22 protein-coding genes are annotated in these 23,986 nt (G+C 63.0%); 8 read left to right on the forward strand and 14 right to left on the reverse strand.

Annotation, left to right across the window (positions count from 1 at the left end; genetic code table 11):
* Positions 1 to 72 precede the first annotated feature (72 nt).
* The 5 genes from rng to mreB form a co-directional block, all read right to left on the reverse strand.
* Positions 73 to 1,530: a ribonuclease G gene (rng, locus tag ACTJKT_RS04090; protein WP_007929907.1), complete on the reverse strand. Its 1,458-nt coding sequence runs from the start codon at positions 1,528 to 1,530 to the stop codon at positions 73 to 75.
* A 58-nt stretch (positions 1,531 to 1,588) separates the two neighbouring features.
* Positions 1,589 to 2,188 (reverse strand): Maf family protein, encoded by a 600-nt coding sequence (locus ACTJKT_RS04095; protein WP_440786273.1) that lies wholly within the window; start codon positions 2,186 to 2,188, stop codon positions 1,589 to 1,591.
* A gap of 43 nt (positions 2,189 to 2,231) precedes the next feature.
* On the reverse strand, positions 2,232 to 2,708 hold the full coding sequence (mreD, locus tag ACTJKT_RS04100; protein WP_009042183.1) for a rod shape-determining protein MreD: 477 nt from the start codon (positions 2,706 to 2,708) through the stop codon (positions 2,232 to 2,234).
* Positions 2,708 to 3,817 (reverse strand): rod shape-determining protein MreC, encoded by a 1,110-nt coding sequence (mreC, locus tag ACTJKT_RS04105; protein ID WP_440786348.1) that lies wholly within the window; start codon positions 3,815 to 3,817, stop codon positions 2,708 to 2,710. Before mreC ends, mreD begins: the two co-directional genes overlap by 1 nt.
* Positions 3,818 to 3,958: 141 nt before the next feature.
* Positions 3,959 to 4,996 carry a rod shape-determining protein MreB gene (gene mreB / locus ACTJKT_RS04110; RefSeq protein ID WP_002555108.1) on the reverse strand — a complete coding sequence of 346 codons (1,038 nt, stop codon included), beginning with the start codon at positions 4,994 to 4,996 and terminating at the stop codon, positions 3,959 to 3,961.
* A 210-nt stretch (positions 4,997 to 5,206) separates the two neighbouring features.
* Here mreB and gatC point away from each other — a divergent pair, with 210 nt between their 5' ends.
* The 6 genes from gatC (at position 5,207) to ACTJKT_RS04140 (ending at position 10,412) form a co-directional block, all read left to right on the forward strand.
* Positions 5,207 to 5,494: an Asp-tRNA(Asn)/Glu-tRNA(Gln) amidotransferase subunit GatC gene (gene gatC, locus ACTJKT_RS04115; RefSeq protein ID WP_009042181.1), complete on the forward strand. Its 288-nt coding sequence runs from the start codon at positions 5,207 to 5,209 to the stop codon at positions 5,492 to 5,494.
* A 16-nt stretch (positions 5,495 to 5,510) separates the two neighbouring features.
* Positions 5,511 to 6,962, forward strand: coding sequence for an Asp-tRNA(Asn)/Glu-tRNA(Gln) amidotransferase subunit GatA (gene gatA / locus ACTJKT_RS04120; RefSeq protein WP_063428366.1), 1,452 nt, complete (start codon positions 5,511 to 5,513; stop codon positions 6,960 to 6,962).
* A 10-nt stretch (positions 6,963 to 6,972) separates the two neighbouring features.
* Positions 6,973 to 8,418, forward strand: coding sequence for an Asp-tRNA(Asn)/Glu-tRNA(Gln) amidotransferase subunit GatB (gatB, locus tag ACTJKT_RS04125; RefSeq protein WP_025806413.1), 1,446 nt, complete (start codon positions 6,973 to 6,975; stop codon positions 8,416 to 8,418).
* 130 nt (positions 8,419 to 8,548) lie between these two features.
* Positions 8,549 to 8,920: a septal ring lytic transglycosylase RlpA family protein gene (locus tag ACTJKT_RS04130; RefSeq protein WP_440786274.1), complete on the forward strand. Its 372-nt coding sequence runs from the start codon at positions 8,549 to 8,551 to the stop codon at positions 8,918 to 8,920.
* Positions 8,921 to 8,979: 59 nt separating this feature from the next.
* A complete protein-coding gene (locus ACTJKT_RS04135; RefSeq protein WP_440786275.1) occupies positions 8,980 to 10,035 on the forward strand; it encodes a calcium/sodium antiporter in 1,056 nt (351 codons plus the stop codon).
* The gene (locus tag ACTJKT_RS04140; protein WP_440786276.1) at positions 10,032 to 10,412 is read left to right on the forward strand and encodes a carboxymuconolactone decarboxylase family protein; all 381 of its coding nucleotides are present in this window, start codon (positions 10,032 to 10,034) and stop codon (positions 10,410 to 10,412) included. Before ACTJKT_RS04135 ends, ACTJKT_RS04140 begins: the two co-directional genes overlap by 4 nt.
* Before the next feature lie 100 nt (positions 10,413 to 10,512).
* On the opposite strand, the gene ACTJKT_RS04145 is transcribed toward ACTJKT_RS04140, so the two are convergent.
* The 5 genes from ACTJKT_RS04145 to kdgD form a co-directional block, all read right to left on the reverse strand.
* Positions 10,513 to 11,454 (reverse strand): AEC family transporter, encoded by a 942-nt coding sequence (locus tag ACTJKT_RS04145; RefSeq protein ID WP_097305611.1) that lies wholly within the window; start codon positions 11,452 to 11,454, stop codon positions 10,513 to 10,515.
* Positions 11,455 to 11,748: 294 nt separating this feature from the next.
* Entirely contained in the window at positions 11,749 to 13,302 is a 1,554-nt protein-coding gene (gene garD, locus ACTJKT_RS04150; protein WP_440786277.1) for a galactarate dehydratase, read from the reverse strand.
* A gap of 12 nt (positions 13,303 to 13,314) precedes the next feature.
* Entirely contained in the window at positions 13,315 to 14,676 is a 1,362-nt protein-coding gene (locus ACTJKT_RS04155) for an MFS transporter (RefSeq protein ID WP_440786278.1), read from the reverse strand.
* A gap of 98 nt (positions 14,677 to 14,774) precedes the next feature.
* The gene (locus tag ACTJKT_RS04160) at positions 14,775 to 16,220 is read right to left on the reverse strand and encodes an aldehyde dehydrogenase family protein (RefSeq protein ID WP_440786279.1); all 1,446 of its coding nucleotides are present in this window, start codon (positions 16,218 to 16,220) and stop codon (positions 14,775 to 14,777) included.
* Between the two features lie 67 nt (positions 16,221 to 16,287).
* Entirely contained in the window at positions 16,288 to 17,199 is a 912-nt protein-coding gene (gene kdgD, locus ACTJKT_RS04165) for a 5-dehydro-4-deoxyglucarate dehydratase (RefSeq protein WP_440786280.1), read from the reverse strand.
* Positions 17,200 to 17,433: 234 nt separating this feature from the next.
* On the opposite strand from kdgD, the gene ACTJKT_RS04170 reads away from it, so the two are divergent.
* On the forward strand, positions 17,434 to 19,071 hold the full coding sequence (locus ACTJKT_RS04170; RefSeq protein ID WP_440786281.1) for a phospholipase: 1,638 nt from the start codon (positions 17,434 to 17,436) through the stop codon (positions 19,069 to 19,071).
* Positions 19,072 to 19,084: 13 nt separating this feature from the next.
* Positions 19,085 to 19,276 carry a hypothetical protein gene (locus ACTJKT_RS04175; protein WP_102676271.1) on the forward strand — a complete coding sequence of 64 codons (192 nt, stop codon included), beginning with the start codon at positions 19,085 to 19,087 and terminating at the stop codon, positions 19,274 to 19,276.
* 143 nt (positions 19,277 to 19,419) lie between these two features.
* On the opposite strand, the gene ACTJKT_RS04180 is transcribed toward ACTJKT_RS04175, so the two are convergent.
* The 4 genes from ACTJKT_RS04180 to ACTJKT_RS04195 all read right to left on the reverse strand — a co-directional run bounded on the left by ACTJKT_RS04180 (position 19,420) and on the right by ACTJKT_RS04195 (position 23,877).
* Complete coding sequence (locus ACTJKT_RS04180; protein WP_009042168.1) at positions 19,420 to 20,169, reverse strand: FadR/GntR family transcriptional regulator; 750 nt, start codon at positions 20,167 to 20,169, stop codon at positions 19,420 to 19,422.
* A 67-nt stretch (positions 20,170 to 20,236) separates the two neighbouring features.
* Complete coding sequence (locus tag ACTJKT_RS04185; RefSeq protein ID WP_440786282.1) at positions 20,237 to 21,964, reverse strand: ABC transporter ATP-binding protein/permease; 1,728 nt, start codon at positions 21,962 to 21,964, stop codon at positions 20,237 to 20,239.
* A gap of 97 nt (positions 21,965 to 22,061) precedes the next feature.
* Positions 22,062 to 22,622: a response regulator transcription factor gene (locus ACTJKT_RS04190; RefSeq protein WP_009046975.1), complete on the reverse strand. Its 561-nt coding sequence runs from the start codon at positions 22,620 to 22,622 to the stop codon at positions 22,062 to 22,064.
* Positions 22,615 to 23,877, reverse strand: a complete 1,263-nt coding sequence (locus ACTJKT_RS04195) for an ATP-binding protein (RefSeq protein WP_009046974.1) — start codon at positions 23,875 to 23,877, stop codon at positions 22,615 to 22,617. Before ACTJKT_RS04195 ends, ACTJKT_RS04190 begins: the two co-directional genes overlap by 8 nt.
* Positions 23,878 to 23,986 lie beyond the last annotated feature (109 nt).

Here is a 23,986-nt window from a genome sequence, read left to right on the forward strand (position 1 = left end):
AGTTGGCCCCCGTGGCAAGACTCATGCACGAACCAAGGCCAGCTGTATCCGGTAAATGTAAGGTACGCGGACTCAGAGCAGCACCACGTCGTATTGTTCCTGGGAATACATGGTTTCGACCTGAAAACGGATGGTCCGGCCAATAAAGGCTTCCAGTTCCGCGACGTTGCCCGACTCTTCGTCGAGCAGCCGGTCGACCACTTTCTGGTTCGCCAGGACCCGATAACCTTCGGCCTGATAGGCCCGCGCCTCGCGCAGGATTTCCCGGAAGATTTCATAGCAGATGGTTTCCGGGGTCTTCAGCTTGCCCCGGCCCTGGCAGCTGCTGCAGGGTTCGCACAGCACCTGCTCCAGGCTCTCCCGGGTACGCTTGCGGGTCATCTGCACCAGGCCCAGCTCGGTAATGCCGATGATGTTGGTCTTGGCATGATCGCGCTCCAGCTGTTTTTCCAGGGTGCGCAACACCTGGCGCTGGTGCTCTTCATCTTCCATGTCGATGAAGTCGATGATGATGATCCCGCCCAGGTTGCGCAGGCGCAGCTGGCGGGCAATGGCGGTCGCCGCCTCGAGATTGGTCTTGAAGATGGTTTCTTCGAGGTTGCGGTGACCGACGAAAGCCCCGGTGTTGACGTCGATGGTGCTCATGGCTTCCGCCGGGTCGACCACCAGGTAACCGCCGGACTTGAGCGGCACCTTGCGCTCCAGGGCTTTCTGGATTTCGTCTTCGACGCCATACAGGTCGAAGATCGGCCGCTCGCCCGGATAGTGCTCCAGGCGATCGGCGATTTCCGGCATCAGTTCGGCGACGAACTGCGTGGTTTTCTGGAAGGTTTCCCGGGAGTCGATGCGGATCTTCTCGATCTTCGGGCTGACCAGGTCCCGCAGCGTACGCAGGGCCAGGCCCAGGTCTTCGTAAATGACACTGGGGGCGCCGATGGTCTTGATCTGCGCGCCGATCTGATCCCACAGGCGGCGCAGGTAACGGATGTCCATCATGATTTCGTCGGCGCCCGCGCCCTCGGCGGCGGTGCGCAGGATAAAACCGCCGGCTTCCTTGATGCCTTCCTGGGCCACGCAATCGCTGACCACCTGTTTCAGACGCTCGCGCTCGGCTTCGTCCTCGATCTTCAGCGAGATGCCGACATGGGCGGTGCGCGGCATGTACACCAGGTAACGCGAAGGGATCGACAGCTGGGTGGTCAGGCGCGCGCCCTTGGAGCCGATCGGGTCCTTGGTCACCTGCACCACCAGGCTCTGCCCTTCATGGACCAGGGCGCCGATGCTTTCCACCGCCGGCCCTTCGCGCAGGGAGATTTCCGATGCATGAATGAATGCCGCGCGATCCAGGCCGATATCGACGAACGCTGCCTGCATGCCAGGCAGAACCCGGACCACCTTGCCTTTATAGATATTGCCGACAATTCCGCGACGCTGGGTACGCTCGACATGGACTTCTTGCAGCACACCGTTTTCGACCACCGCCACGCGCGACTCCATCGGCGTGATGTTGATCAGAATCTCTTCACTCATGGCAGGGTCTCGTTCAGGCATATTCACTATGGTTGGCCGCATCAGTCAGGTACGGCGCTTAGCGCACTGCAAGGTTTTGCCAACAGGGTATGCCGAAATGGCCCAGTAGTTCTGCGGTTTCGCATACCGGCAAGCCGACGACAGCGGAATAACTGCCATTGAGCCCTGCCACGAATACCGCTGCAAGCCCCTGGATGCCATAGCCGCCAGCCTTGTCGCACGGTTCGCCGCTGGCCCAGTAGCGGGCTGCCTCGTCATCGCCGATCGCCCGGAAGCGCACCAGGCTGCGTACCACCCGCGACTCGCAGCGCTGGCCATCGAGCAGGGCAATGGCGGTCAGCACTTCATGTTCGCGATCCGACAGGGCCATGAGCATCGACTGCGCATCGGCCTGGTCCAGGGGTTTGCCAAGAATTCGCCCATCCAGGACCACCGCGGTGTCGGCGCCCAGGACACAGGCCGCAGACTGGCCACCGGCGATCAGCGCATGCCCGGCCGCCGCCTTGTCGCGCGCCAGGCGCTCGACATAGGCCACGGGGCTTTCATCGGGGAGAGGAGTTTCGTCGATATCCGCGCTGAGGGCGGTAAAAGGCACGCCGATCTGCGTGAGCAGTTCCCGTCGACGCGGCGAGCCTGAAGCGAGGTAAAGCGATTTCATCAAGACATCTCCCTGTCGAGGTACGGGCAAATGCCTGACCGAATCAGTTGATTTTGAAACGTCGGCGCAACCCGCGCAAACCGAAGCTGACCCAAGGCCAGAGCAAGGCACTGACCAATGCTGGCAGAACCAGCGCCAGGGTCGGTTGGCGGTTGCCGGTCAAGGCGCTGAGCCACAGCTGGACCAGTTGCGCCAAGCCGAAGATCACCAGGATCACCAGGCTTTGCTGCCACATCGGGAACATGCGCAAGCGCTGCTGCAACGACAGCACCAGGAAGGTGATCAGGGTCAGGATCAGCGCGTTCTGCCCCAGCAATGTGCCGTACAGCACATCCTCGGCCAGCCCCAGGCACCAGGCCGTGACCATGCCGACCTTATGCGGCAGGGCCAGGGCCCAGAACGCCAGCAGCAAGGCCAGCCAGAGCGGGCGCAGGATTTCCATGAATTGCGGCAAGGGCGACACGCTGAGCAGCATGCCGATGGCGAAGGTCAGCCAGACCATCCAGCCGTTTCGGGACATTATTCTCTTCCTCCCGTGGAGGCCGGGGCCGCTGCAGGCGGCTTGGGCGCGGCGGGTCTGGTGGCGGCTGGCTTGACCGGAGCCGGATGGGCCACGGGCTTGACCGGCGTGGCAGCGGCTGGCGTCGCGGGGGCAGCTGCCGGCGCGGCAGGAGCGGTCGCGGTGGCCGGCGTCGCGGGCACGACAGGCTTGGGCACGATCGCCGGGACTACCGGCGTGGCGGTGCCGCCCTGCTGGTCCTGCGCTTCCTGAGCCTGGGCGGCGTCGTTGGCACGTTCTTCGGCGGTGCGGTTATCGCTGAATACCAGCAACAGGTAACGGCTGCGGTTCAAGGCCGCCGTCGGCACGGCGCGCACTATGGCAAATGGCTGGCCGGAGTCATGGATCACTTCCTTGACCGTAGCCACCGGGTAACCCGCCGGGAAACGCTGACCCAGGCCGGAACTGACCAGCAGGTCGCCTTCCTTGATGTCCGCGGTGTCGGCCACATGACGCAGTTCAAGGCGCTCCGGGTTGCCGGTGCCGCTGGCAATCGCCCGCAGACCGTTGCGGTTTACCTGGACTGGAATGCTATGGGTGGTGTCGGTGAGCAGCAGCACGCGGGAGGTGTAAGGCATCAGCTCGACCACCTGCCCCATCAGGCCACGGGCGTCGAGCACCGGTTGCCCGAGCACCACGCCGTCGCGCTCACCCTTGTTGATGATGATGCGATGGGTGAAGGGGTTGGGGTCCATGCCGATCAGCTCGGCCACTTCGACCTTCTCGTTGACCAACGCGGAAGAGTTGAGCAACTCGCGCAGGCGAACGTTCTGCTCGGTCAAGGCGGCGAGCTTTTGCATGCGGCCCTGGAGCAACAGGTTTTCGGTCTGGAGTTTTTCGTTTTCGGCGACCAGCTCGGTGCGGCTGCCAAACTGACTGGCCACACCCTGCCATAGCCGTTGCGGCAGGTCGGTGATCCAGTAGGACTGCATCAGCACCAGCGACATTTGGCTACGCACTGGCTTGAGCAGTGTGAAGCGGGCATCGACCACCATCAGCGCGACCGATAGCACGACCAGCACCAACAGGCGTACGCCCAATGAGGGGCCTTTGGCGAAAAGCGGTTTAATAAGCCGCTCCTCCCAGGCAAATGTTCTCTTTATTCATACGGCTTCAAACCGGCCTGGAGCAGAATGACAGAAGATAAACGCCAACAGGCAGCACTGCAAAGTGCTGCCTGCGAGCGGAACACATGGACGCTTCCGGGGCGATTATTCGCTGGAGAGCAGGTCCATGGTGTGTTTGTCCATCATTTCCAATGCACGGCCACCGCCGCGGGCTACGCAGGTCAACGGGTCTTCGGCGACGATCACCGGCAGACCGGTTTCCTGGGCCAGCAGCTTGTCCAGGTCACGCAGCAGGGCGCCACCACCGGTCAGCACCAGACCGCGCTCGGCGATGTCCGAAGCCAGTTCCGGAGGCGATTGCTCCAGCGCGCTTTTCACCGCCTGAACGATGGTTGCCAGGGACTCTTGCAGAGCTTCCAGCACTTCATTGGAGTTCAGGGTGAATGCGCGTGGCACGCCTTCGGCCAGGTTACGGCCACGAACGTCGACTTCACGGACTTCGCCGCCCGGGTAGGCAGTACCGATTTCCTGCTTGATGCGCTCGGCGGTGGATTCGCCGATCAGGCTGCCGTAGTTGCGACGCACGTAGGTGATGATCGCTTCGTCGAAACGGTCGCCGCCGACACGCACGGATTCGGCGTACACCACACCGTTCAGGGAGATCAGGGCGATCTCGGTGGTACCGCCACCGATATCCACGACCATCGAACCGCGGGCTTCTTCGACCGGCAGGCCGGCACCGATCGCGGCCGCCATCGGCTCTTCGATCAGGAACACTTCACGGGCACCGGCACCGAGGGCCGATTCACGGATGGCACGACGTTCAACCTGGGTGGACTTGCATGGAACGCAGATCAGCACACGAGGGCTGGGCTGCAGAAAACTGTTTTCGTGAACCTTGTTGATAAAGTATTGCAGCATCTTTTCGCAGACACTGAAGTCGGCGATCACGCCGTCCTTCATCGGACGAATGGCAGCAATGTTGCCCGGAGTACGACCGAGCATGCGCTTGGCTTCGGTACCGACAGCCACAACACTTTTCTGATTACCGTGGGTCCGAATGGCCACAACCGATGGTTCATTCAGGACAATACCGCGCTCGCGCACGTAAATAAGGGTGTTGGCAGTGCCCAGGTCAATGGAAAGATCGCTGGAAAACATGCCACGCAGTTTCTTGAACATGGGAAAGGGACCCTAGGCAACGCGTGGGTAAAAAAGTGCGGCAAACTCTAACAACGACAGGGATTTTGGGCAAGGCGCCAATATGTTAAATTGACTGCTTTTCTGTGCACCAACCCCCACAATCGCGGCCATAAGACCGTAGAAATGCGGTAGTGTTCCGACAATCTAACACACGGACGAGATCCGTTCTGTTTTCCACTGGAGAATCCCATGGCGCTTGAACGCTCCGACGTGGAAAAAATCGCTCATCTGGCCAGCCTTGGCCTCAATGAAGCCGATCTTCCACACATCACCTCCGACCTGAACAGCATTCTCGGGCTGGTGGATGCAATGCAGGCAGTCGATACCGACGGTATCGAGCCCCTGGCCCACCCGCTGGAAGCCAGCCAGCGCCTGCGCGCAGACGTTGTGACCGAGTCCAATCATCGCGAGGCCTATCAGTCCATCGCACCAGCGGTCGAGAACGGCCTGTACCTGGTTCCGAAAGTCATCGACTAAAGGGAAAGAGCCTGCAATGCATCATATGACTCTGGCTGAGATCGCCCGCGGACTCGCCGACAAGAAGTTTTCCTCCGAAGAGCTGACCAAGACCCTGCTGGCGCGCATCACCCAGCTCGACCCGCAGCTCAACAGCTTCATCAGCCTCACCGAAGATCTCGCGCTGCAGCAGGCCAAGGCCGCTGACGCCCGTCGCGCGAACGGTGAGAGCGGCGCCCTGCTCGGCGCGCCGATCGCCCACAAGGACCTGTTCTGCACCCAGGGCATCCGCACCAGCTGCGGCTCGAAGATGCTCGACAATTTCAAGGCGCCCTATGACGCCACCGTGGTCGCCAAGCTGGCCGCAGCCGGGACCGTGACCCTGGGCAAGACCAACATGGACGAATTCGCCATGGGCTCGGGCAACGAGACCAGCTATTACGGCGCGGCGAAAAACCCGTGGAACCTGGAACGCGTTCCGGGCGGCTCGTCCGGCGGTTCGGCCGCCGCGGTTGCCGCGCGCCTGCTGCCTGCCGCCACCGGCACCGACACCGGCGGCTCGATCCGCCAGCCGGCGGCGCTGACCAACCTCACCGGCCTGAAGCCGACCTACGGTCGCGTTTCGCGCTGGGGCATGATCGCCTACGCCTCCAGCCTCGATCAGGGCGGCCCGCTGGCACGCACCGCCGAAGACTGTGCGATCCTGCTGCAAGGCATGGCCGGCTTCGATCCGCAGGACTCCACCAGCATCGACGAACCGGTACCGGACTACAGCGCCAGCCTCAACGGCTCGCTGCAGGGTCTGCGCATCGGCGTACCCAAGGAATACTTCAGCGCCGGCCTCGACCCGCGCATCGCCGAGCTGATCCACAACAGCGTCAAGGAGCTGGAAAAGCTCGGCGCGGTGATCAAGGAAATCAGCCTGCCGAACATGCAGCACGCCATCCCGGCGTACTACGTGATCGCTCCGGCGGAAGCCTCCTCCAACCTGTCGCGCTTCGACGGCGTGCGGTTCGGCTATCGCTGCGAAGATCCGAAAAACCTCACCGACCTGTACAAGCGTTCCCGTGGCGAAGGTTTCGGCAGTGAAGTGCAGCGCCGGATCATGGTCGGTGCCTACGCCCTGTCGGCCGGTTACTACGACGCCTACTACCTGAAGGCGCAGAAGATCCGTCGCCTGATCAAGAACGACTTCATGGCTGCCTTTAATGAAGTCGACATCATCCTTGGCCCGACCACGCCGAACCCGGCCTGGAAAATCGGCGACAAGAGCAGCGACCCGGTCGCTGCGTATCTGGAAGACGTTTACACCATCACCGCCAACCTCGCGGGTCTGCCGGGCTTGTCCATGCCCGCCGGCTTCGTCGACGGCTTGCCGGTCGGCGTGCAACTGCTCGCCCCGTATTTCCAGGAAGGCCGTCTGTTGAACGTTGCCCACCAGTATCAGCTGAACACTGACTGGCACACCCGCACACCAACCGGCTTCTGAGGAGAAACACATGCAATGGGAAGTCGTGATCGGGCTGGAGATTCACACCCAGCTCACCACCAAATCGAAGATTTTCTCCGGTAGCTCCACCGCCTTCGGCGCCGAGCCCAACACCCAGGCCAGCCTGGTAGACCTGGGCATGCCCGGCGTACTGCCGGTGCTGAACCAGGAAGCGGTGCGCATGGCGGTCATGTTCGGCCTGGCCATCGACGCCGAGATCGGCCAGCACAACGTGTTCGCCCGCAAGAACTACTTCTACCCGGACCTGCCCAAGGGCTACCAGATCAGCCAGATGGAACTGCCGATCGTTGGCAAGGGCCACCTGGACATCCCGCTGGAAGACGGCACGGTCAAACGCGTCGGCATCACCCGCGCGCACCTGGAAGAAGACGCCGGCAAGAGCCTGCACGAAGAGTTCAGCGGCGCCAGCGGCATCGACCTGAACCGCGCCGGCACTCCGCTGCTGGAAATCGTTTCCGAGCCGGACATGCGCAGCGCCAAGGAAGCCGTGGCCTACGTCAAGTCGATCCACGCCCTGGTGCGTTACCTGGGGATCTGCGACGGCAACATGGCCGAAGGCTCCCTGCGCTGCGACTGCAACGTCTCGGTACGCCCGAAAGGCCAGGCCGAGTTCGGCACTCGCTGCGAGATCAAGAACGTCAACTCGTTCCGCTTCATCGAGAAAGCCATCAACTCGGAAGTCCAGCGCCAGATCGAGCTGATCGAGGACGGCGGCAAGGTCATCCAGCAGACCCGCCTGTACGACCCGAACAAGGACGAGACCCGTCCGATGCGCAGCAAGGAAGAAGCCAACGACTACCGTTACTTCCCCGACCCGGACCTGCTGCCAGTGGTCATCGAGGACTCGTTCCTCGACCAGGTACGCGCCACCCTGCCGGAACTGCCGCCGCAGAAACGCGAGCGTTTCCAGGAGCAGTTCGGCCTGTCGGTCTACGACGCTAGCGTGCTGGCTTCGAGCCGCGAGCAGGCGGACTACTTCGAGCAGGTGGTGAAGATCGCCGGTGACGCCAAGCTGGCGGCCAACTGGGTCATGGTCGAGCTGGGCAGCCTGTTGAACAAGCAGGGCCTGGAAATCGACGAGGCGCCTGTTTCGGCCGAACAACTGGGCGGCATGCTGCTGCGCATCAAGGACAACACTATCTCCGGCAAGATTGCCAAGACCGTGTTCGAAGCCATGGCCAATGGCGAAGGCCAGGCCGACGAGATCATCGACAAGCGCGGCCTCAAGCAGGTTACCGACACCGGCGCCATCTCCGCCGTGCTGGACGAAATGCTGGCGGCCAACGCCGAGCAGGTCGAACAGTATCGCGCCGCCGATGAAGCCAAGCGCGGCAAGATGTTCGGATTCTTCGTCGGCCAGGCGATGAAGGCCTCCAAAGGCAAGGCCAACCCGCAGCAAGTGAACGAATTGCTGAAAAGCAAGCTCGAAGGCTGACTGCAGTGTTGATGGCGGAGTTCGAATATTCCGCCCCTGTAGGAGCGAGCGTGCTCGCGATTGCGTTGTCTCAGACAGAACGCTATCGCGAGCAAGCTCGCTCCTACACTTGTATCTGGGGTCCTGATCGATGAAACGCTTACTGGCCTGTCTGGCCCTGTTTTCCCTCCTGGCCGGCTGCGCCAGCCATGACATCGACCCGCGGGGTTACGACAAGACCGGCGTCGCCTCCTATTACGGCGCCAAGCACCACGGCAAACGCACCGCCAGCGGCGCCCCCTTCAACCAGCACGGTATGACCGCCGCGCACCGCGAGCTGCCGTTCGGCACCCGCGTCAAGGTCACCAACCTCAAGAACGACAAGAGCGTCGTGGTCCGGATCAACGACCGTGGCCCGCATACCCGCGGCCGCCTGATCGATTTGTCGCGTGCCGCCGCGCAACAGTTGGGTATGATCAGAAGCGGCACCGCCAAGGTGCGCGTGCAAGCCATCAGCGACTGACCCACGGAGCCCTGATCATTTTCGGATTAACCGATTTACCGCTGCTCAGCGTCCTCCAGTTGTTCAGTGGCCTGGTCCTGCTGGTCGCCGGCGCCGAATTGCTGGTACGCGGCGCAGTCCGCCTCGCCGCCCGCCTGCGTGTACGAGCGCTGATCATTGGCCTGAGCATCGTCGCCTTCGGCAGCAGCGCCCCGCAGATGGCCGTCAGCCTGCAAGCCACCCTGGCCGAAAACACCGACATCGCCGTCGGCAGCGTGATCGGCAGCGGCATCTTCAACATCCTGGTAACCCTCGGCCTGTCCGCCCTGATCATTCCGCTGCGGGTATCGCGCCAGCTGGTGCGGTTGGACATCCCCTTGATGATCCTCGCCAGCCTGCTGGTGTTCGCCCTGGCCTACAACGAAGAACTGACGCCCCTCGACGGCCTGATCCTGCTGGCCACCCTGATCCTCTACCTGGGGTTGCTGCTGCGTCAGTCGCGGCACTCGGCGCGCCCGCCTTCCCAGCAAGCCCCCGATGCACCCCGCCCGCACTGGCTGAGCAGCCTGCTGTGGATGATCGGCGGCCTGCTCTTGCTGGTGTTCGCCGGCCACCTGTTGGTCGAAGCAGCGGTGGAAGTCGCCACCGACCTGGGGCTGTCCGAGCGCATCATCGGCCTGACCATAGTCGCCGTCGGCACCTCCCTACCGGCCCTGGCCACCTCGCTGATCGCCGCCTTGCGTGGCCAACGCGACATTGCCGTGGGCAACGTCATCGGCAGCAACCTGTTCAATCTGCTGGGGGTCCTGGGGTTCACCGCCCTGGTGGCGCCCACGCCCCTGTCGGTATCGCCCAATGCCCTGGACTTCGACCTGCCGGTGATGCTCGGCGTCGCCGTGTTGTGCCTGCCGGTGTTCTATTCGGGTTATCGGGTCACCCGCGCCGAAGGCCTGCTGTTTCTCGGCCTGTACCTGGCCTATGGGCTGCACGTGGTGTCCTTCACCACCGGCATGCCGCTGGCCGGCAAGCTGGAAGACTTGATGCTGTTTTTCGTCCTGCCAGTGCTGGTGGCGTTCCTGCTGTTCAGTTCGCTGCGGGCCTGGCGCCGCCAACATAAAAAAGGGGAAGCGCAATGACCGAGAATAAAAAGCAGGGCGTGGAGATGCGCCGACAGGTGATGGGCGATGCCTTCGTCGATCGCGCCCTGGGCAACGCCACCGAGTTCAGCCAGCCGCTGCAGGACTTCGTCAACGAACATGCCTGGGGTAGTGTCTGGAACCGCGAAGGCCTGCCGCTGAAAACCCGCAGCCTGATCACCCTCGCCGCCCTGACCGCGCTCAAGTGCCCGCAGGAACTCAAGGGCCATGTCCGTGGCGCCCTGAATAATGGCTGCACATTGGAAGAGATTCGCGAGGCACTGCTGCATTGCGCAGTGTATGCCGGCGTACCGGCGGCGATCGACGCGTTCCGCGCCGCCCAGGAAGTGATCGACACCTACCAGAAACCCGAGTGATCCCCCTTGTAGGAGCGAGGCTTGCCCGCGATGGCGACCTACCTGACACACCGCTATCGCGGGCAAGTCGGATCGCCGCCCGCTCGCTCCTACAAGAGCACTAGATCCACCCGCCCCACTGCAGCAGGAAGATCCCGATATTGGTGGTCACCGCCGCCATCAGCGTGGTGATGACGATGATCGCTGCCGCCAGCTCATGATTGCCATTGGCCGCCCGGGCCATGACAAAGCTCGCCGCCGCGGTCGGGCTGCCGAAATACAGGAACAGAATCCCCAACTCCGCCCCGCGGAATCCACAGAGCCAGGCCCCCAGGGTAGCGAGGATCGGCAGGCCGACCATTTTCACCAGGCTCGAACTCAAAGCCAGGTCGCCGCTCGCGCGCAGCGCCGCCAGGGACAGGGTGCCGCCGATGCAGATCAAGGCCAGCGGCAGGGTCATCTGCGCCAGGTACTGGCCGGACGTTTCCAGCCAGGTCGGCAGGCCGATCTGGAAAACGGCGAAAGGCGTGGCCGCCAGGACACTGATGATCAAGGGGTTGCTGACCACGCTTTTGCAGATGCTCCACGGATCGGACTTGATCACCGGGCTGTACACCGCCAGGACGATGGTCGACAGGGTGTTGTAGAACAGGATCACCAACGCCGCGAGAATCGCCCCGAGGGAAATCCCGTAGTCGCCATACATGCTGGCCGCGAGCGCCAGGCCGATGACTCCGTTATTGCCGCGAAACGCGCCCTGGGTGTAGATGCCCCGGTCTTCCCGCGGGCAGCGCCAGATCGCCCAGCCCCAGGCGAAGGCAAAGCTGGCCAGGGTGGCCACGGCGAAATAGATCAGCAACCCGGGCTTGAGCGCCGAATGCAGGTCGGCATGGAGGATGCCGAGAAACAGCAGGGCCGGCATGGTGACGTTGAACACCAGGGACGACGCCGTGTGGATAAAACCGTCGTCGATCCAGCCAATGCGCTTGAGCAGCACACCGAGAAACAACATGGCAAATACCGGCGCGGTGATGTTCAGCGTTTCGAGAAAAATGGCCAGCATGCCGGGTCAACCTTGAGCCTGTCGTTAGGCGGCTAATGATAAGCCAGCCGGCGCGCTTAAGCCCGATGGATTTGCCCGGAAAGCAGATCCATCGGGCCGCAGGAGTTCGAGGCTATCAAATGCCACGCCCGCGTTGCGGTCGATCGCAGCCTTCGGCAGCGGCTACACGGATTGCGACATGCTATTCAACTGAGCTCGACACAAACGCTGTAGCCGCTGCCGCAGGCTGCGATCGCCCCGAAGGGGCGCTGACGTACTCACCAACCCTGGAGGTCCTGCGGCAACGGCCACCGCTCAGGTAATCGGCGCCGGATTGAACAAGGTGATGTCGTTATGCAGCTTGTGCCGCTCGGCCCAGGTCTGCTGCTTGCCGCTGGCCACGTCCAGGTAGAAGTGGAACAGCTCCCAGCCCAGCTCTTCGATGCTCGCCCGCCCGGTGGCGATACGCCCGGCGTCGATATCGATCAGGTCCGGCCAGCGCTGGGCCAGTTCGGAACGGGTCGAGACCTTGACCACCGGCGCCATCGCCAGCCCGTAAGGCGTGCCACGCCCGGTGGTGAACACATGCAGGTTCATCCCCGCCGCCAGCTGCAAGGTGCCGCAGACGAAGTCGCTGGCCGGCGTCGCACAGAAGATCAGGCCTTTGCGGGTAAAGCGCTCGCCCGGCCCCAGCACGCCATTGATCGCGCTCCTGCCGGACTTGACGATGGAGCCCAGGGACTTCTCGACGATGTTCGACAACCCGCCCTTCTTGTTGCCCGGCGTGGTATTGGCGCTGCGATCGGCCTCGCCCTTTGCCAGGTAACGGTCGTACCAGTCCATCTCACGCACCAGTTCCCGGGCCACCTCTGCGGATTCGGCACGGGAGGTCAGCAGATAGATCGCATCGCGCACCTCGGTGACTTCGGAAAACATCACGGTCGCGCCGGCCCGCAACAGCAGGTCCGAGGCATACCCCAAGGCCGGATTGGCAGTGATCCCGGAGAAGGCATCGCTGCCGCCGCATTGCATGCCGAGGACCAGCTCCGAGGCCGGCACGGTTTCCCGACGCCGCTGATCGAGCTTCTGCAAACGCACCTCGGCCAGCGCCATGATCTGCTCGATCATCTCGGTAAAACCCTGGCTGGAGTCCTGCAGGCGGTACAACCAGGGCTCGCTGAGGTCCACCGAACTGTCGCCTTCGTGCATCACCTGCCCGGCCTGCAACTTCTCGCAGCCCAGGCTGATCACCAGGGCTTCGCCCCCCAGGTTCGGATTGCGCGCCAGGTTGCGCACAGTGCGGATCGGGATATAGGCATCGGTGGCGGTGATCGCCACGCCGCAGCCATAGCTGTGGGTCAGCGCCACCACATCGTCGACGTGGGGATACCTGGGCAGCAGTTCGTCCTTGATGCGCTTGACCGCATGATCGAGCACCCCGGTCACGCACTGCACGGTGGTGGTGATGCCCAGGATATTGCGCGTGCCGACCGTGCCGTCGGCATTGCGATAGCCCTCGAAGGTGAAACCTTCCAGGGGCGCCTGGGCCGCCGGCACCTCGGTGGACAGCGGCAGGCTGTCCAGCGGCGGCGCGCTGGGCATGCGCAACTGCTCCTCCCTGACCCAACTGCCGCGGGTGATCGGCTGCAAGGCATAACCTATGGTCTGGCCGTAACGAACCACCGGGCCGCCTTCGGCGATGTCCTGCAGCGCCACCTTGTGGCTCTGAGGTACGAAGTCCAGGGTCACCAGGCCGTCGGCGAACGCGGTGCCCGCCGGCACGCCCTGGTCATTCACCACAACCACCACGTTGTCCCGCTCGTGCAGGCGGATGTAGCGTGGCGAATCGGAATGTTCAATCAACTGCATGACGCCGCCCCTTCAGGAATGCGCTTGGGAAAGTTGGCTCAGCTCGGGGCCGTTGCTCGGTGGTTCCTTGAGCACCACACGCTTGATCGGACCGACGATCACCAGGTAGCTGAACACCGCCAGCAGCGCGTTGCAGCCGACGAACACCAGCGCCCATTTGAACGAGCCGGTGGAGCTGATGATGTAGCCGATGACGATCGGCGTGGTGATCGACGCCAGGTTGCCGAAGGTGTTGAACAGGCCGCCGCTCAAACCGGCGATCTGCTTCGGCGAGGTATCGGACACCACCGCCCAGCCGAGCGCGCCCACGCCTTTGCCGAAGAACGCCAGGGCCATGAAGCCCACCACCATCCATTCGATCTCCACATAGTTGCAGGCCACGATGCTGCTGGAGACCAGCAGGCCGGCGATGATCGGCGCCTTGCGGGCGAAGGTCAGGGAATGCCCCTTGCGTAGCAGGTAGTCGGAAATCACTCCGCCGAGCACCCCGCCGATAAAGCCGCAGATGGCCGGCAAGGACGCGATGAAACCGGCCTTGAGAATGGTCATGCCACGCTCCTGCACCAGGTACACCGGGAACCAGGTCAGAAAGAAGTAAGTGATGCCATTGATGCAGTACTGGCCCAGGTACACGCCGAGCATCATGCGATTGGTCAGCAACTGGCGCAGGTAGTCCCATTTCGGGCCGTCGCTGCGTTTGCCTTTGCTGTCCTGGTCCATGTCGACCATGCCGCCGTTATCGGCGATGTGCTTGAACTCGGCCTCGTTGATCAGCGGGTGCTGGCGCGGGCTGTAGATCACCTTGAGCCAGACCAGCGAGAAGACGATGCCGATCACGCCCATCACGATGAACACGTGCTGCCAGCCGAAGCGATAGACGATCCAGCCCATCAGCGGGGCGAACAGCACCGTGGCGAAATACTGCGCCGAGTTGAAGATCGCCGAAGCCGTACCGCGCTCGGCGGTGGGGAACCAGGCCGCGACAATCCGCGCATTGCCGGGGAAGGACGGCGCCTCGGCCAGCCCCACCAGGAACCGCAGCATGAACAGCGCCACCACCGCGGTGGAGACGCCGAACTCACCGACATAACCCTGCAGCACGGTGAACAGCGACCAGGTGAAGATGCTCAGGGCATAGATTTTTTTCGAGCCGAAGCGGTCGAGCAGCCAGCCGCCGGGGATCTGCCCCGCCACATAGGCCCAGCCGAAGGCGGAGAAGATATAACCGAGGGTGACGGCGTCGATGCCGAGGTCTTTTTGCAGGCTGGAGCCCGCGATGGCGATGGTGGCGCGGTCGGCATAGTTGATCGTGGTCACCAGGAACAGCATGAACAGGATCAGATAGCGGACGCGAGTCGGCTTGGTCGCTTGCATATGGATGTACTCCCACTAGTTATTTTTATGCGGGTAAACATGCGTTTCATCGCCCCCGCCGGGCCTCAGGCAAAGGCCGGCGGGGGGTACAGCGGGACTTAGGAGCCGATGTAGGAAGTCTTCACCTGGGTGTAGAACTCCTGCGCGTAGCGACCTTGCTCACGGGAACCATAGGATGAGCCTTTGCGACCACCAAAAGGTACGTGGTAATCGACGCCGGCCGTCGGCAGGTTGACCATGACCATCCCGGCCTGGGAATGGCGCTTGAAGTGGTTGGCGTATTTCAGCGAGGTGGTGGCAATGCCCGCCGACAGGCCGAACTCGGTGTCGTTGGCCATGGCCAGCGCCGCCTCGTAGTCGGCCACCCGCACCACGTTGGCCACCGGGCCGAAGATCTCTTCGCGGCTGATGCGCATCGAGGCCTGGCTGTCGGCGAACAGGGTCGGCGCCAGGAAGTAACCCTCGGTATCGCAAGTCACCAGGCCGCCACCGCTGACCAGCCGCGCCCCTTCAGACTGCCCGATATCGATGTACTTCAAGTCCTGCTCGAGCTGCGCCTGGGACACTACCGGACCGATATCAGTACCGGCCTTCAGCGCATGGCCGACCTTGATCGACCCCATGCGTTCGGCCATCGCCGCGACGAACCGGTCGTGGATGCCCGCGGTGACGATCAGCCGGCTGGACGCGGTGCAGCGCTGCCCGGTGGAATAGAAGGCGCTCTGTACCGCCAGCTCCACCGCCTGCTTGAGATCGGCATCGTCGAGGATGATCTGCGGGTTCTTGCCGCCCATCTCCAGCTGCACCTTGGCCTGGCGCGAGACACAGCTGACGGCGATCTGCCGGCCCACGCCCACGGAGCCGGTGAAACTGATGCCGTCGACCTTCGGACTGTTGACCAGGGCATCGCCGACCAGCCGGCCGCTGCCCATCACCAGGTTGAACACCCCGGCCGGGAAGCCGGCGCGGGAGATGATTTCCGCCAGGGCCCAGGCGCAGCCCGGCACCAGCTCGGCGGGCTTGAGCACCACGCAGTTGCCATAGGCCAGGGCCGGAGCGATCTTCCATGCCGGGATGGCGATCGGGAAGTTCCAGGGGGTGATCAGGCCGACCACGCCCAGGGCTTCACGGGTCACTTCGACGTTGACGCCCGGACGCACCGACGGCAAGTAATCCCCCGAGAGGCGCAGGCATTCGCCGGCAAAGAACTTGAAGATGTTGCCGGCGCGGGTCACCTCGCCGATGGCTTCGGGCAGGGTCTTGCCCTCCTCCCGTGCCAGCAACGTGCCGAGCTCTTCGCGGCGGGCGAGGATCTCGCTGCCGACCTTGTCCAGGGCATCGCTGCGCGCCTGGATACCGGAGGTCGACCAGGCCGGGAAAGCGTTACGTGCCGCGTCGATCGCGGCATGCACCTGAGCCAGGTCGGCCTTGGCGTATTCGCCAATGACATCGGACAACTCGGACGGATTGATATTGGTCGAGTAGTCGGCACCGGCCAGCCATTGCCCACCGATGTAGTTATCGAAGCGTTTTACCTCTGCCACGCGCCCTCTCCTTATACAAAAGCCTTACGCAAAAGGCCGCTGATCGCTCAGCGGCCCCGGGGATGGATTACTGCGCGCCCTGGGCGTCGATCAACGCCGCCAGCGCTTCATACTCTTCCGGCAACAGCTCGGTCAGCGGCGCCCGCACCGGGCCCGCGTCATGGCCAACGATGCGGGCCCCGGCCTTGACGATGCTCACCGCGTAACCGGCCTTGCGGTTGCGGATATCCAGGTAAGGCAGGAAGAAGTCGTCGATGATCTTGCCGACGGTGGCGTGATCTTCCCGGGCAATGGCGTGGTAGAAATCCATCGCGGTTTTCGGGATGAAGTTGAACACCGCCGAGGAGTACACCGGCACGCCCAGGGCCTTGTAGGCCGCGGCGTAGACTTCGGCGGTCGGCAGCCCGCCCAGGTAGCTGAAGCGATCGCCGAGACGGCGGCGGATCGACACCATCAGCTCGATATCGCCCAGGCCGTCCTTGTAGCCGATCAGGTTCGGGCAACGCTCGGCCAGGCGCTCCAGCAGCGGCGCGGTCAGGCGGCAGACGTTGCGGTTGTAGACCACCACACCGATCTTCACCGATTTGCACACCGCTTCCACATGAGCGGCGACCCCGTCCTGACTGGCTTCGGTCAGGTAGTGCGGCAGCAGCAACAGGCCCTTGGCGCCCAGGCGCTCGGCCTCCTGGGCGTATTCGATGGCCTGGCGGGTCGAACCGCCGACGCCGGCCAGGATCGGCACGCTGGAGGCGCAGGTGTCGACCGCGGTCTTGATGATTGCCGAATATTCGCTGGCCGCCAGGGAGAAGAACTCACCGGTGCCGCCTGCCGCGAACAGCGCCGAGGCACCGTATGGGGCCAGCCATTCCAGGCGCTTGATGTAGCCCGCGCGATGGAAATCGCCCTGGGCATTGAAATCGGTCACCGGGAAAGACAGCAGGCCGGAGGAGAGGATGGACTTCAGTTCTTGTGGATTCATTGTTCGAACACCCTGGACGCACGTTGTGATGAAAAACACCTCAGCCTTGGCCGAAGTTGTAAGTCATCGTACAACTTAAAAAACAATCGTCAACCGCAATTCGTCAGCCATCGCCAAAATGCGCGGCAAAAAATACCTGCTTGACGCGTCAGGATTTTGCTTTATGCTCGCAAACAACTGTATATATATACAGTTAATTTTCTGAAATACCTACGACATATCAAGGAGCTAGAAATGTCAGGTCTACACACTCAGCAGCGGGAACAGCTGCAGCACAAAAGCCAGATCGTTGCCGATCTGGACAGCCTTTTCAGTGAACGCGGCATTGCCATTTCCGGTGACGGCGACCATCTGGTACTGATCGCCGACGGTCATCACACCATCAAGTACCACAAGCCCGGGATCCTCCCCGCGGCACCGGACAAAAACCTCAAGGCACTGCCCCAGCTGCGTTTCGAGGGTGGCGAGCACACCGCCATCGGCGACGCCACCCTGTTGCGCTTCGTCAAGGACGCCCCCGGCATTCCGGCCTGGCAGGTCGAATTGCACCTGCCCAATGGCCTGGCCCTGACCTACGGCCAGGTGGTGGCGCTGGGCGGCGATTTTTATGGCATCCCCGACCAGCCGATCTGTGACGGCGCTACCCCGGCGGATCGTTTGCAGCGTTTTACCGCCGCATTCAACTCCCTCGCCGTGTTGCCGGCGGCCAAGGACGAAGCGAAACAGATTCTCGCGGTGATGCAGAAGGAAATCGCCGCCGCCAACCAGGCACTCAAGGACGGCCGGCAACCCCACGAGGCTTATGACGCCCTGGGAGATACGTTGTCCGAAGAGTGGAACAAGATCACTGGCGGCGGTAGTTTCGCCTCGGCGCTGTTCCCCCTGGGTCGCTACCTGAAGCTGGCGGCCAACAATGCCGACCATTTCGGTGAGTGGGCGCTGCTGGCCTATGTCGCCGGGCACACCGCCGCCCTGCAGCAGGCGGTGCTGGCGCACAAGAACGCCGACGAGAAGCAGCTGGAACTGGCCTATGCCATGAACGCCTTCGCCGATCACTTCCTCACCGACCTGTTCTCCGCCGGCCATGTGCGGGTACCGCGCAAGCAAGTGGCAGCGGTGGTCACACCGAGTGACTTGGGTTCGCTGATCACCCGCTTCATGCACGACGAAGACAGCAAGTTCGGCCTCAACGTCAGCAACGCCCAGGGCGACCGCTGGCATGCCTATGGCGACAAGCGTTATTTCGACACCATCGACAGCAACAACCGCAAGCAGGTCAAGCTGGCGGTGCAGCACTCGGCGGACGAAATCTTCGACAGCTACCTCAGCGGATCGGCCCCGGCGCCCGGCAACTTCACGGCGCTGAAGCTGCTGCCGGACCTGAACGCAGCCAAGAGCGGCAATTTTTCACCGCTGTTCGTGATGCAGGGCGACAAGGTGCTGCGCCGCAGCGACGTGAACAACCTCAGCGATACCAAGACCATCGACAACTGGTGGGGCTGGAGCACTTACCTGCTGCTCAAGGACTACAAGCCCAACAAGCCGGCGGGCTACCTGGAGGCACCGACGCTTGCCCCGAGCATCCAGGCCAATGGCTGGCAGAGCCAGACACCCAGCGAACCCAACTGGCTGCCAGGCAATGCCGTGCGTTATGCCTTCAGCTACACCAATGGGCTGAACGAGTCGTACATCGGCCCCTGGTCCGCCTACGCCGAGCTGAGCGAACGCTTCCAGCCAACCCTGAATGTGCCGGTGGATACCAGCAGCAACTCCAGCGGGCGCAACATTTTCCGTCAGTTCCGCGGCGGCTCGCCGGAGCTGATCGCCTCGATCGACAAGACCGCCACCACCTACATCGACCGCAATGCCTGATAAGGACATCGACATGGCTATCAATCTGACTCTAGAACTGGCCTCGGGCCAATCCCTGCAGGGCGCGCCCCTGGAACTGCTGGTCAACGGCGCTCCCGTCGCGCGGGCAACCGTCGACAAGCAAGGGCGCGTGACTTTCGATGCCAAACCCGCTGCCGGGCAACTGGCCGTAAGGGTGGATCGCTCGATTCTCAAAGGCCGCTAAAAGCATCGCGGGCAAGCCTCGCTCCTACCAAAGACAAGCAGTGTTTCTGTAGGAGCGAGCGGGTGGCGATCCGACTTGCCTGCGATGACGGCACGACAACCTGACACAGGCGCCAGACCTCCCCGGTCTGGCGCCTGTTGCATTTACCCGCGCTGCGCCTCTGCCTCTTCATGGGCATGGCGCAGCCGTTCGCGGCTGTTGGTCAGGTGCAGGCGCATGGCCGCTCGGGCCGCGTCCGAATCCTGGCGGGCAATGGCTTCATAGATTTCTTCGTGTTCACGGCTCAGGCGGCTCATGTAGTGCTGCTGATCGTCGTGGGCCAGGCGCGCCGAATTCAGGCGGGTGCGCGGAATGATGCTGGTCCCCAGGTGGGTCATGATGTCGGTGAAATAGCGGTTGCCCGTGGCCAGGGCAATCTGCAGGTGGAACTGGAAATCCGAGGCCACCGCATCACTGTCGTGGGCCGCGCTTTCATTGAGGGCATCCAGCGCCGCGCGCATCGCCGCCAATTGCTCGGTGCTGCGCCGCTGCGCGGCCAACCCGGCCGACTCCACTTCCAGGCTGATGCGCAGTTCCAGGATCGCCAGCACATCGCGCAAGGTCACCACGGTCGCCGGATCGATCCTGAAACCGCTCGGGCTCGGTGTGTCGAGCACAAAGGTGCCGATGCCGTGGCGGGTTTCCACCTGGCCGGCGGCCTGCAACCGGGAAATGGCTTCGCGCACCACGGTGCGGCTGACACCATGGGCCTCCATGATCGCCGACTCGGTGGGCAACTTGTCACCGCGCTTGAGCTGACCGTCGCGGATCTGCTCCGAGAGCACGGTCACCAGTTCCTGGGCGAGGCTACGGCGCTTGCGTGGAAGGCGGGGCGCCGTGTTCTGGTTGTCCATGGTGAAGATCTTTCTCCGAAAACTGATGACGCATCATAGCTCAGCCGAGTTGTACGATCACTGTTGACTACACCGTCACCGCCTGGTCGACCAGATGCCCGCGCTCGATACGGATGTGCCGCGGGTGGAAACGCTTGAGGCTGCTGCGATGCCCGACGCTGACAATGCTCAGCCCCGGAAGCTGGTCGATCAGCGCCTGGTACAGGGTCGCTTCGTCCTCTTCGTCCATGGCCGAGGTGGCTTCATCCATGTACAGCCATTGCGGCGCGTAGAGCAACGCACGGGCAAAGGCCAGGCGCTGCTGCTCGCCCGGGGACAACATGCGCTGCCAGTGATTGCTCTCGTCCAGGCGGGACACCAGGTGCGGCAGGCGACAGGTTTCCAGCACCTGCGCATAACGCTCCTGCGGGTAGGTGTCGCCCGACTGTGGATAACTCAAGGCCTCGCGCAGGCTGCCGATCGGCAGGTAAGGCTTCTGCGGCAGGAACAGATAACGCTCGGCGGGCATGCGGATGCTGCCGTGACCGGCCGGCCAGAGCCGGCCCATCGCCCGCAGCAGGGTACTCTTGCCACTGCCGGAACGGCCGCTGAGCATCAGGCGCTCACCGGCGGTCACGGTCATCTCGGCGCCGGCCAGCAGGTGCCGGCCGTCCGCCAGATCCAGGCCGAGGTTATGCACCTGCAGGGTTTCGCCCTGGCTCTGCACGTCGATGGCTGGCGCGCGTTCTTCGTTTTCGCTCATGGCCTGGCGGAAGCTCAGCAGACGATCGCAAGTGGCGCGCCATGCCGCGAGCTCGGAATAGGCGGTGATGAACCAGCTGAAGTTCTCCTGGACGTTGCCGAATGCCGAGTTGATCTGCATCAGCTCGCCCAGCTCGATCTTGCCCGTCAGGTAACGGGGGGCCGCGACGATGAAAGGGAAGATGATCGCGATCTGGCCGTAACCCGAGGTGAAGAAGGTCAGGCGCTTGGACACCTTCATGATGTCCCAGAAGTTGTGCCAGACCATGCCGAAACGGCCGCTCAGGCGCTTGTTCTCGTTCGGTTCGCCGTTGTACAGGGCGATGCTCTCGGCGTTCTCCCGCACTCGCACCATGGAGAAACGCAGGTCTGCCTCGAAGCGTTGCTGGTTGTTGTTCAAGCCGATCAGGCGGCGACCGATCAGGTGGGTCAGCCAGCTGCCGACGGCGGCGTACACCAGGGCGCACCAGAACATGTAGCCGGGAATGCTGTAGCCGAAGACTTCGATACTGCCCGACACGCCCCAGAGGATGATCGAGAACGACACCAGGCTGACCACGGTTCGCAGCAGGCCCAGGGCCAGTCCCAGGGTATTGCTGGTGAAGCTGTTGAGGTCTTCGGAAATCCGCTGGTCCGGGTTATCGGTGTAGCCGCCCTGCTCCAGCTGGTAGTAGTTCTTGTGGCCCAGCCAGCGGGCGAAGTGTTTTTCCGTGAGCCAGGCCCGCCAGCGGATGGTCAGCATCTGGGTCAGGTAGAGCCGGTAGACCGCGGCCAGGATGGCCACCGCGGCAATCCCGCAGAAGTACAGGATCAGTTGCCAGAACGCCGCTTCGTCCTTCTTTTGCAGGGCGTTGTAGAAGTCCTTGTACCAGCTGTTGATCCACACCGAGATCGCCACGCTGAACAGGGTCAGGGCGGTCACCGCGAACAGCAGCAACCAGGCCTTGCCCTTCTCCTCACTGCGCCAGTAAGGCGTAGTCATTTCCCAGACACGACGGAAAAACTGCCCGCGCACAGTATCGTTGACCGCGGAATACTCAGCGTTCTGATTCATCATCAAGGCTCGATTGGGATAGGGACAAGCATCGAGCCGATCATAGAGGATCGGCTCGCTTTTTCACTTGTCCCGAGGACATTCGTTCAGTCGCGGTTCAGCGACGGACCGGGCGCTTCTGCAACTTGCGCTGCAGCGTTCGGCGGTGCATTCCCAGGGCGCGGGCAGTGGCGGAGATGTTGCCTTCGTGTTCGGTCAGCACCCGCTGGATGTGCTCCCATTGCAGGCGGTCCACCGACATCGGGTTTTCCGGCACCAGGGTGTCGAGGTCGGCGTGCTCGGAGAGCAGCGCGGCCAGCACGTCATCGGCGTCGGCTGGTTTGCACAGGTAGTTGCAGGCGCCGCGCTTGATCGCTTCGACCGCGGTGGCGATGCTCGAATAACCGGTGAGTATCACCACGCGCATTTCCGGATCGAGTTCGAGCAGCTTGGGCAGCAGCACCAGGCCGGAATCGCCGTCCATCTTCAGGTCCAGCGCGGCGAAGTCCGGCAGGTCCTGCTGGGCGAGGGCCAGGCCTTCTTCGGCCGAACCCGCAGTGCTGACGCGAAAGCCGCGGCGGCTCATGGCTCGCGCCATTACCCGGGTGAAGGTGGCGTCGTCATCCACCAGCAACAGATGCGGCAGTTCTTCGCCTTCGACTTGGATTTCGTCACTCATGTTGGTCTCCTCGGGCGCCGTGGGGCAGACGCAGCTCGGTGAGCGTGCCGCCTTCCTCATGACTGTAGAGTTTCACTGAGCCGCCGGCGCGTGTCACGCTGGCTTTGCTCAAAAACAGGCCCAGGCCGAAACCTTTGCCCTTGGTGGTAAAAAAGGGTTTGCCGATCTGCTCGGCAATGGCCAGCGGCACACCGGCGCCGTGGTCGCGAATACTGATGGTCAGGGTCTCGGCGTCCCAATCCAGCTGTACTTCCAGCCCTTCCGGACAGGCGTCGGCGGCATTGTTCAGCAGGTTGAGCAACGCCTGGGTCAGGTCCGGCGGCGGTGCTACCCGCGGCATCGGCCCCTGGCCCAGCAACTGGAAACGATAGGTGGCTTCGGGGCGCATCAGGTGCCAGCGGTTCAGCGCTTCGTCGAGCCAGACGGTGACATCCTGCATTTCCACAGCCATCCGGCGATTGGCCTCGGCGGCCCGCACCAGCTGCTGCAGGGTTTCCTTGCACAGTTTGACCTGATCCTGGAGCACGCCCAGGTCATCTTGCAGCAGCGGGTCGAGGTTGTCCTGGCGCATTTCCTTGAGCAGCACGCTCATGGTCGCCAGGGGCGTTCCCAGTTCGTGGGCGGCGCCAGCGGCCTGGGTGGCGACAGCCAGCAACTGCTGGTCGCGCAGGCCTTCTTCGCGGCGGATCGCCCGCAATTCTTCCTGGCGCCGCAGCTCCTCGGCCATTCTCGCGGCGAAGAAGGTGATCACCGCCGCGGCCAGGGCGAAGCTCAGCCACATCCCGTAGATCTGCAGGTTTTCCCGGGCGATGGGGAACGTCTGCAGCGGGTAGAACTGCGCCAGCAGCAGGGTGTACATGGTCAGCGCGATACCGGAAAGAACCACCGAGTAACGCCATGGCAAGGTCACGGCGGCGATGGTCAGCGGCACCAGGTAATAGGAGACGAAGGGGTTGGTCGAGCCGCCGGAGAAATACAGCAGGGCACTGTGGATAAACAGGTCACAGGCCAGTTGCACGGCATATTCCAGCTCGGTGACCGGCCACGAGGTGCGCAGGCGAATGGCGGTGAAGGCGCAGAGAATCAGCGACAGGCCCAGGGTGACGGCCAGTTGCAGCCAGGGCAGCGGCAGCAGGTCGAACCAGTAGGCGAGCCCCACCGAACCGGCCTGTGCGGCCAGAACCAGGATGCGGATGAAAGTCAGACGCCAGAGGTTCTGGCGAGTGGCGGAAAGCAGTTGTACGGGGGCGAGCATGAGCTCTCCTGATGAGCGCTCCAGGCGAATCGCGACGAGTATAACCAAGCAGCGGCCCAGACAGGCAAAACTGCGGCAAACCGCCACAGTTTTATGTAACGGCCTATCG

It is taken from the genome of Pseudomonas sp. 22526 (assembly GCF_052044735.1).
Lineage (GTDB): Bacteria > Pseudomonadota > Gammaproteobacteria > Pseudomonadales > Pseudomonadaceae > Aquipseudomonas > Aquipseudomonas piscium.